This is a genomic window from Flavobacterium sp. Leaf82, from assembly GCF_001422725.1.
Taxonomy (GTDB): Bacteria; Bacteroidota; Bacteroidia; order Flavobacteriales; family Flavobacteriaceae; genus Flavobacterium.
The window spans coordinates 126,175-138,387 of the sequence record NZ_LMMA01000003.1 but is presented as its reverse complement, the minus strand read 5'-3'; the positions used below and the strand labels follow the sequence as shown (position 1 = coordinate 138,387).

Here is a 12,213-nt window from a genome sequence, read left to right as displayed (position 1 = left end):
CAGATGGTACTGCAGTTATGTGGGAGAGTATGTCGTCGCCTTTCTTTTTAAAAACCCTGATTCCAAAGAATCAGGGTTTTTTGTTTTATAAAATATTGTGTTTTATCCCTTTTTTAGCCAAAATAAATACAAAAACTTATTTTTATTCCACCTATACAAGATCAGATGCTCGGAAATGTGATTTGTATATTAAACGGGGCTTTTCCCTACTCCAAGCCATGTTAGGGATAAAAGCAGTATTCATATGCCTGATACTATTAATTATGGCTTACTCTTCAAAAAAAACTCTCTCACAAGACATTTAGTCTAAAGCTTGAATCAGAGAAATACCAATATTATTCTATCTGAAAATATACACGTAAAGTTTGATTGGCTCGAAAAACAAGTTTGCTTTGTTTTTTAACTTCTATAAAGAATTTTATAATATTATGTAGTGCAAGAGATTTGGTATTGGCCTAAATCTTATGTTTTAACTTCATTTTAAAATTTAGTATCATTTCATTTTAAATAATCATTCTTAACTTGTATTTAATAAATTTGCTTGAGCAATATTTGAATCATGACCGAATTATTAAATACGATAAATAGCCTACAAAAATTGGATTCAGAGACGGAACAGGCTGTAAAAAAATATTTTGTAGAAGACAAGTTTCTGAAAAATGAATTCATTATCAATGAAGACAAAATATGTACTAAAATTTATTTTATAAAATCTGGTTTGATCAAGCGGTTCAGTCTACAGGATGGAATAGAGGTTACAAAGTGGATTTATACCGATAATCAGTTTGTTACATCATTGAGTAGCTTTTTTGAGCAAAAGCCTTCTTTTGAAAGTTTTCAGGCTTGTGAAGATACCATAGTATATTCTTTGTCACATCAAGATGAACAATTACTATTAGAATATCCTCTGTTTTCTAAGTTTCACATTAAATTACTACGATTTTATCTTTCCAGGTTAAATGAATTTCATCATTATACTTCAATGACTGCTCATGAAAAATATTTTTATCTGCTAAAGTCATTTCCTCAAATTATTCTAAAAGCTAAATTGAAAGATATTGCATCTTTAATTGGTGTAAACCCAGAAACCTTAAGTAGAATTAGAGCTCAAATTACTTGACTTTAGATCAATAATTAAAACTTATTTTCTCCAAATATTTGTACTCAGTATAAAAAAAATAGTGAGAATTGAAAAATATTGTAGTTAGCCATAAGGCTATAATTGGAAAAAATGTACACATTGGAAATTTTTCAACTATTGAAGATGATGTCGTAATTGGAGATAATACCTGGATTGGTAATAATGTAAATATTTTAAATGGGACAAGAATTAGTGAAGGATGCCAGATACATGCAGGTGCTATTTTAGGTGGAGTTCCTCAAGATTTGAAATACAAAGGTGAATATACTTTATTAGAGATTGGAGACAATACTATCATTAGAGAATTTTTCACAATCAATAAAGGTACTTTATCAAAAGGTAGGACTACTATAGGAAACGGCAATTTAATTATGGCAAATGCTCATATAGGTCATGACTGTTTTATTGGTAATAATTGTATTATTGGTTTTAATGTAGGTCTGGCAGGTGAAGTAATTGTTGGTGATTGGGCTAATATTAGTGGTTTCACAGCCGTACATCAGTTTTCTATTATTGGTGAGCATTCTATGATTAGCGGAATGAGCCGTATTGTAAAAGACATTCCTCCTTATATCCTGGCTTCAAAAGAGCCGTTATCTTATTATGATTTGAATTTAACAGGGCTAAAAAGAAGAGGTTTTGAGCAAAAGAAAATTAATGAATTAAAAGATATTTATCGTATTATTTTTCAAGAAAAAAGAAATATTACAAATGCTTTGAATTTAATAGAGCAAAATCTTGAACAGACGATAGAGCGTGATATTATTTTAAATTTTATTAAAAGATCTACTCGAGGAATTATAAAAGGAATTATGGATTAGTAAACTATCTAAAACGGTTGTCACGGTCATTATGGCTAATAGAAAGTCAAATATGGCTACATTCTTCATGGCACTTCTTTCGATTTTTGCATTATAAATTTAAACAATCAAAAAATGCAAAAGACAATTTTTATTACAGGAGCTTCATCGGGTTTAGGGAAATCAACAGCAAAATTATTTCAAAGTAAAGGCTGGCTCGTAATTGCAACAATGCGTAATCCTGAAAAAGAAACCGAATTAACGAAACTGAAAGATGTCATCATACTTCCTTTAGATGTGACTAATCCGGAACAAATTATTTCAATAATTAAAAAAGTTACAGATTTATATTCAGTAGATGTTGTTATGAATAATGCCGGTTACGGTTTAATTGGAGTTTTGGAATCTTTGGATGATGAACAAATTCAACGTCAGGTGACAACAAATTTACTTAGTGTTGTTAGAGTTTCAAAAGCTTTTACTTCTCATTTTCGTGAAAGAAAGAGTGGTATGTTTATTAATATTACATCTACTTTTGGATTAATCGGATTTCCTACCTGCTCGATTTACAGTGCTACAAAATTTGCTATAGATGGTTTTTCAGAAAGTATGGCATATGAGTTAGCTCAGTTTGGGATTCAAGTAAAAATTATTGCTCCTGGAGGAATGCAAACAGATTTTGCTGTACGATCTATGGAGTTAGGTCAACATGTTGCATATGAGCAATTGACTGCAGAAGTAAGTAAAGGTTATAGCGCTGAGCAATTAGCAAATTATACAAAGGTAGAAGATGTTGCTCGAATAGTTTTTGAAGCTGCAACAGATAATGAGAATAGATTAAGATATGTTGCAGGAAATGATGCAATTGCCTTATATAATGAAAGAGTTAGCCTAGGTGCAGAAACACAGGTTCAGAACATTAAAACTATGTTTACTTTTTAAAATTATATAAGATGAAAAATCAAGCTATAGAACTTACTACCTTTAAATTAAATAATTTTACGTTGAAACAATTTATTGATGCCAATAATGAGATTGATGAATTTTTGAAAAGACAGAAAGGTTTTTTATCCAGAAGTATTTTCGAATTGAAAAAGGGTATTGTATATGACATGCTTTTATGGGAAAGTGCAGAAGACGGTACAAATGCAATGCATAAATTAATGACAGAATTGAGTGATTCTGTTGTACATGATATGATTGATCAAAGTACTGTGAGCTGGAATATTGCCCCAATCGAACATTTTCTAAGTTTACGAAAAGAATAGAAATCTGATGTTTATAAATAAATCAGTAAAATGAAAAATCAACCTAAGATATTCAGTACAATTTCTGAATTGCATGTTGCAATGGGACAGCCAAAGCCGATGCATCCGCTTATTAGTATTTTGAATTATGGAGAAGCTATCTTTGATCCAAAAGATTTTGAGCGGGGAATTATTTTAGATTATTATAAAATTTCCTTTAAAACTCATTTTAAGGGAAAGTTACGATACGGTCACGGTTTTTATGACTTTGAAGAAGGAGGAATGTCCTTTGTGTCTCCGGGACAAATTTTGAAAATGCAGGATGAAGAAGTTGATTATAGCGGAATGTCATTGCATATTCATCCGGATTTTATTCGCCCTTATTCTTTAAATACGGCTATTAAAAAATATGGGTTTTTTAATTATTCTGCTTCCGAGGCTTTGTATTTGTCAGAGAAAGAAAAGGAAATTATTTTAGGGGTTTTTGCCTCAATCCAGAATGAACTTAATGAACGCATAGATAATTTTAGTCAGGATGTAATTATATCTCAAATAGAGCTTTTGCTTAATTACAGTAATCGTTTTTATAATCGACAATTTATTACCAGAAAAGCTGTAAATCATGATGTACTTGCGAAATTAGAAAATATAATAAATGATTATTTTGATCAGGAAAAGACATTGGTAAATGGAGTTCTTACTGTTCAGTTTTTAGCAGAAGAACTAAATTTATCTTCAAGATATCTAAGTGATTTGCTGCGTAATCTTTGTGGTCAAAACACGCAACAGTTTATTCATGATAAATTAATAGAGAAAGCAAAGGAATATATTGCAAGCGGAACTTTATCTGTGTCAGAGATTGGGTATAAGTTAGGATTTGAACATCCGCAATCTTTTAATAAATTATTCAAGAAAAAGACCAACTTAAGTCCTATAGCTTTTAAAGAATTATTCAATAAAAATTAAATTATGGCATCATTAAATTTCGAACAATTAAAAGAGCGCTCTTTAAAAATAAGACAACGTTATCACGAATTAGAACTATTGCATCACGGAAGCGAATGGAGTGTTGAAGAAGACGCATTGGCTTTTTTAACAGATGCAGGTTTAGTAGGACGGCAGGTAATGTCGCAACAAGGACGCTGGCCAAAAGAAAACACGATTGAAGAACTTCGTCATAAAATAGGAGAATCTATTTGGTGGCTTACTGTTTTGGCTGAAAGAATGGATATTAATATTGAAACAGTTACGGAAGAATTTCTAAGTAAAACCGAAAGTTTGCTGGGAGAATAATTTTATGATTTATTTTTTGCCAAATGGCAAATTCTGTAAAAATAAGTTTGCTTAACTTAGTATTATGAAAGAATTTATAGAATACATATTGCAATTTGGCAGTTTAAATCAGCAGCAAATAGATTTGGTTTTGAAAAAAACCAATATACTCGAACTTCATAAAGATGAATATTTTTCTGAGGCTGGAAAAGTTGCACAGCAAGTGGGTTTTGTTTTAAATGGTATTGTAAGGGTTTGTTATTACAATAATAAAGGAGAAGAAATCACGAAATACTTTATTGACGAAAATAATTTGGTTGTTGATTTAGAAAGTTTTGAGAATGAAATCCCTTCAACAGCCTATGTTCAGGCTATTACAGATACTACTATTATGGTTTTTTCTAAAAAAGACTGGAAAGAACTTTCTAATACCATCGTGAATTGGGATGCTATCGTACATAAAGTTGTCTCAAGAGCATTAATGCAAAAAGTAGAACGCAGAAGTCCGCAGATTTCAGAAGATGCAACTACGCGTTATTTGAAATTTTTAGAAATTTATCCAAATGTTGTCAATCGTGTCCCGCTTTCTTTTGTCGCGTCTTATTTAGGAATTACTCAATCTTCATTAAGCCGAATAAGAAAAAATATAAGCTAAGTTGCTTTTTGCCAAATGGCAAATGATTTCATTCTTAAATCGATGACCTTTGTTTTAATAATTTAAAAAACAACAAAAATGAAATCAGTATTAATTACAGGAGCAAATAGAAGCATTGGTTTAGAATTGGTAAAAGAACTTTCTAAAAAAGGACTATTTGTTTATTTAGGAGCGCGTGATCTTGAAAAAGGAAAAACTGCGGTAAAGGAATTAACTGCAAGCGGATATGAGAATATCCAGGCAATTGAAATAGATGTTACAAAACCAAATTCTATTTTGGCTGCGAAAAACATCGTTCAAAACGAACATGGAAAATTAGATATTTTAATTAATAATGCAGGAATTAGCGGAGCATTACCACAAAATGCATCAGATACTTCGATAAAAGATATTCAGGAAGTATTTGACACAAACTTTTTTGGTGTGATCAGTGTTACGCAGGCATTTTTAGAGCTGCTTAAAAAATCTGATAATCCAAGAATTAGCAATATTACATCAGGTCTTGGATCTTTGACTTTGCACAGCGATCCTAATTGGAAATATTATAATTTTAAATCGTCAAGTTACGGAACTTCAAAAGCAGCACTAAACGCATATACAATTAATCTTGCTTATGAGCTAAAAGATTTGCCATTTAAGGTAAACGCAATCGATCCGGGTTACACTGCAACAGATTTTAATCATCATAACGGACCCGGAACAATCGAAAGTGCCGCTGAATTTATCATTAAACACACGCTTACAGATGAAAACGGACCAACAGGAAAATTTTTCAGCAATGATATTGATGATGAAACAGGAATAAGTCCTTGGTAATATATAGATAATATTAAATTAAAAACTCCTTAAGTTCTTAAGGAGTTTTTTGCATTATAAAATGATATGTTTTTTATAAAAGGATTATTTTCCGTTTAATATTTTTTCTAAATATTCAACTTTTTCTTTTTCAGCCTGAACCAAACGTTCGTATAATTTTTTATTTTCTTCGTACGATTCAACTAACTTATCAAGCGGATGAAACGTACATTGATGATTATTATTCCCGACAGTTCCCTGACTATTATCGTAGAAATTATTAAAATAACTAATTGCGGCTTCGTCAGAGAAATTTTTAAGCGCTTCCAGGCTTACTCCTAAGGCTTTTGCCACAGGAATAAGTTTGTCATCATCGATAGATTCACTGTTTTCCAGTGCAGAAATCGTTTGCTGACTCATGCCCAAAGCTTGTGCCAATGCTTCTTGTTTCATATCTCGAAGTTCACGAATTCGACTAATTTTTCGCCCAATGTGATTTGATTTTGTAATTGTGCTCATAATTCAAAGATAATGTTAAGGGTAATAACAAACAATATATAAAAAACATATTTAGCGTTGTACGATACCATAAAAATGATTTGGTGTGCTATAAACTATTGCTTATTGTATAAAACAAAAGTACGATTTTTGAGACATGGAATATAATTTTAATTTTACCTTCGCAAAAATACACATCCAACTTCATGACAAAAGAAGAATCTATTAAGGAGTATTACTTTAGAATCAATAAAAGTATTGATTATATTAAGGAAAATCTTCATGAAGACTTATCGTTAGAGAAGTTGGCTTCGTTGTCTAATTTTTCGAAATTTCATTTTCATAGAATTTTCAAGTCGGTAACCGGAACTACAATAAATGAATTTATTAGGAATGCAAAAATTGAAAGAGCTCTTTTTTTCCTGATGAACAATCCTTCAAAAACAATTAATGAAATTTCTATTGATTGTGGGTTTTTAAGTATTTCGTCTTTTTCAAGAAGCTTTCGTGAAGTTCAAAACACGACTCCAAGCGAATGGCGCAAACAATATAAAAATAGCAATATTGGTATAATCGATAGCAATATTAGACAAACGGAGACCAAAATTGGAGATTACCTTGCACTCAAATTAAATAATTTAAAAAATAATGCGATGAGTGCAATAATGAAACTTGATTTTGAAATCAAAAAAATAGAAGAATTTAATGTCATTTACATCAGAAATCTAAATATTCACAATCATGATAGTGAAACATTTAGCAACATGTTCGACCAGCTTTTTAGTTGGGCTGCGCCAAGAAATTTAATTAATTTTCCTGAAACAAAAGCATTGACTGTTTATCGAAGCAATGCTAATTTAGACGGAATGCTTCAGGCAGATGTTTGTTTGTCTGTTCCTGAAAATACAGTTGGTGAAGGATTAATTGGTAATACAAAAATAAGTGGCGGTTTGTATGCTATTTTTCATAAAGAAGCGCCAATGTCTGAATGTTTCAAGACCTGGAATTATATTTATGATGTTTGGTTTGAAGAAAATGGCTATCAGCCAGATAATCGAAATTTCTTTTTAAGTCATTTAAATGATCCTAAATTACATCCGGAAAACTTTCATATCATCGATATTTATATTCCTATAAAATTACTTTGATCATATTAAAATATAGAAACTTAATAAATGCAAGTTTAATGAAATTATCATTTTTAATCCTGTTTTCTCTGACTAAAGGTTTGAGATTCAATTTTACAATCAAATACTTTTAAAAATAATTTATAAAAAAACTCCTTAAGAAATTAAGGAGTTTTTTTTGTGAACTTCAAGAAACTGTTCTCGTGTCATTTTATAAATAATATAAAGAAACTTGCAATTTCTATAGCTTTGGAAACAAAACCAAATCTATTCCTCAATAATTTTTTTTCGATGTTCTATTCCCCAATCTGTCAAATTATTAATGATTGTCTGGAGCGTTTTTCCATGATCTGTAAGTACATAATGTACACTTACGGGTTGTGTGTCAAGAACCAAACGATTGATTAGTTTGTTTACTTCTAACTCTTTTAGTTCCTTACTCAACATTTTATTAGAAATTCCAACTACATCATTCAGGATATCAGAAAATCGTCTTTTATTATAATAACAAATCGAGGAAATAATGGCTATTTTCCATTTCCCGCTCAACACATCCATTGAATCCTGCACTGCCATCATCTCTTTTTTGTGTAGCTCTTTTTCAATTGGTTTACATTCCATAAGGTTACTTTGTTACTTCAAGGTTACTGTTACTTTTGGTTACAAAGTTACTAAAATAAATTAAACCTATTTAAATTTGCATCAGTAAACATATTAAAAACATATAAAAATGAGCAAATTAAAAAATAAAGTAGCAATAGTTACCGGAGCTTCAAAAGGAATTGGTGCTTCTATTGCTAAATATTTTGCAGCAGAAGGTGCAAAAGTTGTCGTTAATTATGCATCAAGTAAAGAAGATGCAGAAAAAGTGGTAAAAGCAATAAGAGATAATGGCGGAAATGCAATCGCAGTACAAGGCGATGTTTCAAAAGAGTCAGACGTGACAAGACTTTTTGAGGAAACAAAAATTGCTTTCGGCACTTTAGATATTTTGGTAAATAATGCAGGTATCTACCAATATGCTCCAATTGAAGAGCCGTTAGAGGAATCTTTTCACAAGCAATTTAATACTAATGTTTTGGGATCGTTATTTGCTATTCAGGCATCTTTGAAATCGTTTGGTGAAAAAGGAGGAAATATTATCAACATTAGTTCAGGCGCAAGTAATACACCGTTGCCAACAGGCGCAGTGTATTCTGCAACCAAAGCCGCTTTAGACGCCATTACAATTTCTTTGTCTAAAGAATTTAGCGGAAGAAATATCCGTATTAATTCTATTTTGCCTGGCGTGGTAGAAACAGAAGGTTCACATAGCGCCGGTTTTATTGGTAGTGATTTTGAAGCAAAATTAGTCGCCACTACACCACTTGGTCGTACAGGACAGCCGGAAGATATCGCAAAAGTTGCCGTATTTATCGCATCTGATGACGCAGGATGGATCACGGGAGAAAAAATTTCGGTTTCAGGAGGTATTTACGGTATATAATTTCATCTGTTAAAAAATTAAAAGGAACAAAATGAGTAAATTAAAAAATAAAGTAACAGTAGTTACAGGCGGTAATAGTGGTATTGGATTTGGCATTGCAGAGGCGTTCAAAAACGAAGGAGCTGTTGGTACCATTACAGGAAGAAATGAGAAAACATTAAGTGATGCTTTAGAAATTCTGGGTAAAGATTTTATCAGTATTCAAGGTGATGTCACGAATATTAGTGATTTAGAAAATACATTTAAAAAGACCTTTGATAAATTTGGTAAAATTGATGTATTGGTAGTAAATGCCGGAGGTGCAGTAGATGGTGTAGAAATGGGAACCATAGAAAATGCTACCGAAGAAAGTTATGACAGCTATATGGATCTTAATTTGAAAAGTGCCTATTTTACGGTACAAAAAGCGCTTCCGTATTTAAACGACGGAGCATCTGTAATCCTGATTGGATCAAGTGCTGCTCATCGCGCTGCTCCAGGTATGGCTATTTATGCAGCAGCAAAAGCAGCTATTATATCATTGGCCAAAGGTTTATCTCTGGATTTATTGTCAAGAAAAATTAGAGTAAATGCTCTTTCTCCAGGTTCTATTGATACACCGGTTTTTGGAAAAATCGTACCTCAGGAACAATTAGAAATCGTAAAACAAATGTGGGTAGATATTACACCCGTAGGCAGGCAAGGACTTCCGTCTGATATTGGGCATGCTGCGGTATTTTTAGCGTCAGATGATTCTGCTTTTATAGTTGGTACAGAAATCTTATCTGATGGTGGTCTGACAAATATCAGCCTGATGAGATAATTTAATTCTTGTTTTTCGTTTTCAATCTTTACTTATCAAAAACGAATTGAAGCAAACAATAAAAACTCCTTAATTTCTTAAGGAGTTTTTTTGTGCTCTTAAAATGTTTTTACAAATAGTTTTTTGCAAGACAGGAATAAACCGGCAATAAGATAATGAAGGATTTTCTTCGGTTTTAAAGCTAATTTACGGTGGCATTATATTTGTAATATTTGAAAAAAGTTAACTGAAACTAAAAATCAAATAATAATCTTGAGATAAAATGGAAAATAAAATTACTATCCCAAAACCTTGTAATCAAAATTGGAATTCGATGATACCAGATAAAAATGGTAAATTTTGTAATTCCTGTAATAAAACAGTAATTGATTTTACCAAAATGGAGAATCTTGAAATTAAAAATTATTTGCTTGAAAAAAAATCAAATCAGGAAAGTATTTGTGGGCATTTTAAATTTGATCAAATTGAGACCGAGAATAGTATCAAATATTCTAATTTAAGAAATAGAATTAGCAGAATTAAGATTAAACCAATTAAAAAAGTTGCACTGTTTTCTTTAAGTCTTCTTTTTACTTTAACAAGCTGTATGGGTAAAGCAGCACTAGAGGGAGAACCAGCAGTAATTGATAACGACTCGATTAATGATAATGAAATCATTAATAAAGAAAATGACACCTTAAAACATACTGATTCTATAAAAAGCCAGATTATTCAGGAAAAGGCGAAAAAATAGTATGGATCAAGAAAAATAGACATAAAAAAAACTCCTTAATTTCTTAAGGAGTTTCTTGGTGGGCGATGAGGGGTTCGAACCCCCGACCCCCTCGGTGTAAACGAGGTGCTCTGAACCAGCTGAGCTAATCGCCCTATTTTACTAGGTTGCTATCGTTTGTGATTGCGAGTGCAAATATAAGCCACTTTTTTAGTTCTGCAAGCAAAACACGCTAAAAATTTAAAGTTTTTTTAAAGTTTTTTCTATCTCGTTGTAATTGAATTTATTATAAAAGAAGTTTTTTTAGTCTTTTTCAGACAATTTAAAATTTCGCTAATCTAATGGCAATTCGGCAACGACAAAAGTACTTCCGCCAACGTAGATAAAATCACTTTCAGTAGCATTTTGCTTCGCAACAGAGAAGGCTTGCTCTACAGAATCATATTCTTCTCCTGATAAATCATGTTTTTTAGCCGCTTCTCTTAAAATTTCAGTCGGTAAACCTCTCGACGAATCAGGTCTACAGAAATAATATTGTGCATTTTTAGGAAAAAGAGGCAAAATAGAATCCAGGTCTTTGTCATTTACAACTCCTAAAACAATATGTAAATGATCAAAAGTTTCTTTCTTAATCTGATTCATTACCACAGCCAATCCGTGTTTGTTATGTGCCGTGTCGCAAATGATTTTTGGGTTTTCGCCCAATTGTTGCCATCTTCCTTGTAAACCGGTATTTTTTATCACCTTTAATAAACCAGATTTTAGTTTTTCATCTGAAACCTTAAATTCATTTTGAGAATTCAAAACAGCAATAGTTTGCTGAACCGTCTTTTTATTATGAAATTGATAATCTCCAATTAAATCCGAAGGAAAAACTTCTGAAATTAAATCAGCAGCAAAATAAATTGGCGCTTTATTTTCGTCGGCTTTAGCCAAAAATACAGACTGTGTTTCATTCGTATATTCACCAATAACAACAGGAACATTTGGTTTTATAATTCCGGCTTTTTCCGCTGCAATTAATGCCGGAGTATTTCCTAAAAACTGAGTATGATCTAAATCAATGTTGGTAATAACCGAAACTAATGGCGTAATAATATTAGTAGCATCAAGTCTTCCGCCAAGACCAACTTCAATAATCGCAATATCTGTTTTCTCTGAGGCAAAATAATCAAAAGCCAAACCTACAGACATTTCGAAAAAACTCATATCATTTGCTTCAAAAAAGTCTTTGTGTTTCGCGACAAATTCACAAACAAAATCTTCTGAAATTTCGACACCATTAATTTTAATTCTTTCCCTGAAATCCTTTAAATGTGGCGAAGTATACAATCCAACTTTATATCCGGCTTCCTGCAAAACCGAAGCCAGCATATGCGAAGTAGATCCTTTGCCGTTTGTTCCCGCAACATGAATACATTTTAACTCGTTTTGTGGATTTTTAAGATGTGTCGCCAATAGTTTAATATTGGTCAAATCTTCTTTATATGCCGAAGCTCCCTGAAGTTGATACATAGGGAGTTGATTAAACATCCAATTTGTGGTTTCCTGATAGTTCATGTATTTGGATAAAATAGTTGTTGATTGAAATAATTTCCGTTTTTTTTAGTTTTATATTACAGCGAAAATTATCTTTATTGCAAATTTCAAATATTTTTTAGAATTAATTAATAAAAAC

16 protein-coding genes and 1 tRNA gene are annotated in these 12,213 nt (G+C 31.6%); 13 read left to right on the top strand and 4 right to left on the bottom strand.

Annotation, left to right across the window (positions count from 1 at the left end; all coding sequences use genetic code 11):
• The 9 genes from ASF10_RS24405 to ASF10_RS04855 all read left to right on the top strand — a co-directional run.
• Positions 1-305 (top strand): hypothetical protein (locus tag ASF10_RS24405; protein ID WP_206743355.1); only part of this gene is annotated, 305 nt, incomplete at its 5' end.
• A 254-nt stretch (positions 306-559) separates the two neighbouring features.
• On the top strand, positions 560-1,120 hold the full coding sequence (locus ASF10_RS04890) for a Crp/Fnr family transcriptional regulator (RefSeq protein WP_056246159.1): 561 nt from the start codon (positions 560-562) through the stop codon (positions 1,118-1,120).
• 68 nt (positions 1,121-1,188) lie between these two features.
• Entirely contained in the window at positions 1,189-1,962 is a 774-nt protein-coding gene (gene lpxA / locus ASF10_RS04885; protein WP_056246157.1) for an acyl-ACP--UDP-N-acetylglucosamine O-acyltransferase, read from the top strand.
• 114 nt (positions 1,963-2,076) lie between these two features.
• On the top strand, positions 2,077-2,883 hold the full coding sequence (locus tag ASF10_RS04880) for an SDR family oxidoreductase (protein ID WP_056246154.1): 807 nt from the start codon (positions 2,077-2,079) through the stop codon (positions 2,881-2,883).
• An 11-nt stretch (positions 2,884-2,894) separates the two neighbouring features.
• Positions 2,895-3,209 (top strand): hypothetical protein, encoded by a 315-nt coding sequence (locus ASF10_RS04875; protein WP_056246151.1) that lies wholly within the window; start codon positions 2,895-2,897, stop codon positions 3,207-3,209.
• 30 nt (positions 3,210-3,239) lie between these two features.
• On the top strand, positions 3,240-4,154 hold the full coding sequence (locus tag ASF10_RS04870; protein WP_056246148.1) for a helix-turn-helix domain-containing protein: 915 nt from the start codon (positions 3,240-3,242) through the stop codon (positions 4,152-4,154).
• 3 nt (positions 4,155-4,157) lie between these two features.
• Entirely contained in the window at positions 4,158-4,481 is a 324-nt protein-coding gene (locus ASF10_RS04865; protein ID WP_056246145.1) for a hypothetical protein, read from the top strand.
• 64 nt (positions 4,482-4,545) lie between these two features.
• Positions 4,546-5,115, top strand: a complete 570-nt coding sequence (locus tag ASF10_RS04860) for a Crp/Fnr family transcriptional regulator (protein ID WP_056246142.1) — start codon at positions 4,546-4,548, stop codon at positions 5,113-5,115.
• 78 nt (positions 5,116-5,193) lie between these two features.
• Positions 5,194-5,931: an SDR family oxidoreductase gene (locus ASF10_RS04855; protein WP_056246139.1), complete on the top strand. Its 738-nt coding sequence runs from the start codon at positions 5,194-5,196 to the stop codon at positions 5,929-5,931.
• A gap of 84 nt (positions 5,932-6,015) precedes the next feature.
• On the opposite strand, the gene ASF10_RS04850 is transcribed toward ASF10_RS04855, so the two are convergent.
• A complete protein-coding gene (locus tag ASF10_RS04850; protein ID WP_056246136.1) occupies positions 6,016-6,429 on the bottom strand; it encodes a helix-turn-helix domain-containing protein in 414 nt (137 codons plus the stop codon).
• A gap of 185 nt (positions 6,430-6,614) precedes the next feature.
• Here ASF10_RS04850 and ASF10_RS04845 point away from each other — a divergent pair, with 185 nt between their 5' ends.
• On the top strand, positions 6,615-7,556 hold the full coding sequence (locus ASF10_RS04845) for a GyrI-like domain-containing protein (RefSeq protein ID WP_056246134.1): 942 nt from the start codon (positions 6,615-6,617) through the stop codon (positions 7,554-7,556).
• 246 nt (positions 7,557-7,802) lie between these two features.
• Here the strand turns inward: ASF10_RS04845 and ASF10_RS04840 are convergent, their stop codons facing one another.
• On the bottom strand, positions 7,803-8,156 hold the full coding sequence (locus ASF10_RS04840) for a winged helix-turn-helix transcriptional regulator (protein ID WP_056246131.1): 354 nt from the start codon (positions 8,154-8,156) through the stop codon (positions 7,803-7,805).
• Between the two features lie 109 nt (positions 8,157-8,265).
• On the opposite strand from ASF10_RS04840, the gene ASF10_RS04835 reads away from it, so the two are divergent.
• From ASF10_RS04835 to ASF10_RS04825, 3 genes are all read left to right on the top strand, one after another.
• The gene (locus ASF10_RS04835) at positions 8,266-9,021 is read left to right on the top strand and encodes an SDR family NAD(P)-dependent oxidoreductase (protein ID WP_056246130.1); all 756 of its coding nucleotides are present in this window, start codon (positions 8,266-8,268) and stop codon (positions 9,019-9,021) included.
• A gap of 31 nt (positions 9,022-9,052) precedes the next feature.
• Entirely contained in the window at positions 9,053-9,823 is a 771-nt protein-coding gene (locus ASF10_RS04830; protein WP_056246127.1) for an SDR family oxidoreductase, read from the top strand.
• A gap of 313 nt (positions 9,824-10,136) precedes the next feature.
• Positions 10,137-10,556 (top strand): hypothetical protein, encoded by a 420-nt coding sequence (locus tag ASF10_RS04825; protein WP_131726506.1) that lies wholly within the window; start codon positions 10,137-10,139, stop codon positions 10,554-10,556.
• 56 nt (positions 10,557-10,612) lie between these two features.
• Here ASF10_RS04825 and ASF10_RS04820 read toward each other — a convergent pair.
• Positions 10,613-10,690, bottom strand: a tRNA-Val gene (locus ASF10_RS04820).
• Between the two features lie 178 nt (positions 10,691-10,868).
• Entirely contained in the window at positions 10,869-12,095 is a 1,227-nt protein-coding gene (locus ASF10_RS04815) for a bifunctional folylpolyglutamate synthase/dihydrofolate synthase (protein WP_056246123.1), read from the bottom strand.
• Positions 12,096-12,213: the final 118 nt, after the last annotated feature.

Excerpts from the sequence above, each read along its gene's own strand:
- ASF10_RS04840 (WP_056246131.1), bottom strand. The coding sequence starts at position 8,156 with ATGGAATGTAAACCAATTGAAAAAGAGCTACACAAAAAAGAGATGATG.
- ASF10_RS04815 (WP_056246123.1), bottom strand. The coding sequence starts at position 12,095 with ATGAACTATCAGGAAACCACAAATTGGATGTTTAATCAACTCCCTATG.
- ASF10_RS04860 (WP_056246142.1), top strand. The coding sequence starts at position 4,546 with ATGAAAGAATTTATAGAATACATATTGCAATTTGGCAGTTTAAATCAG.
- ASF10_RS04875 (WP_056246151.1), top strand. The coding sequence starts at position 2,895 with ATGAAAAATCAAGCTATAGAACTTACTACCTTTAAATTAAATAATTTT.
- ASF10_RS04890 (WP_056246159.1), top strand. The coding sequence starts at position 560 with ATGACCGAATTATTAAATACGATAAATAGCCTACAAAAATTGGATTCA.
- ASF10_RS04870 (WP_056246148.1), top strand. The coding sequence starts at position 3,240 with ATGAAAAATCAACCTAAGATATTCAGTACAATTTCTGAATTGCATGTT.
- ASF10_RS04865 (WP_056246145.1), top strand. The coding sequence starts at position 4,158 with ATGGCATCATTAAATTTCGAACAATTAAAAGAGCGCTCTTTAAAAATA.
- ASF10_RS04825 (WP_131726506.1), top strand. The coding sequence starts at position 10,137 with ATGATACCAGATAAAAATGGTAAATTTTGTAATTCCTGTAATAAAACA.
- ASF10_RS04835 (WP_056246130.1), top strand. The coding sequence starts at position 8,266 with ATGAGCAAATTAAAAAATAAAGTAGCAATAGTTACCGGAGCTTCAAAA.
- ASF10_RS04855 (WP_056246139.1), top strand. The coding sequence starts at position 5,194 with ATGAAATCAGTATTAATTACAGGAGCAAATAGAAGCATTGGTTTAGAA.
- ASF10_RS04845 (WP_056246134.1), top strand. The coding sequence starts at position 6,615 with ATGACAAAAGAAGAATCTATTAAGGAGTATTACTTTAGAATCAATAAA.
- ASF10_RS04880 (WP_056246154.1), top strand. The coding sequence starts at position 2,077 with ATGCAAAAGACAATTTTTATTACAGGAGCTTCATCGGGTTTAGGGAAA.
- ASF10_RS04850 (WP_056246136.1), bottom strand. The coding sequence starts at position 6,429 with ATGAGCACAATTACAAAATCAAATCACATTGGGCGAAAAATTAGTCGA.
- ASF10_RS04830 (WP_056246127.1), top strand. The coding sequence starts at position 9,053 with ATGAGTAAATTAAAAAATAAAGTAACAGTAGTTACAGGCGGTAATAGT.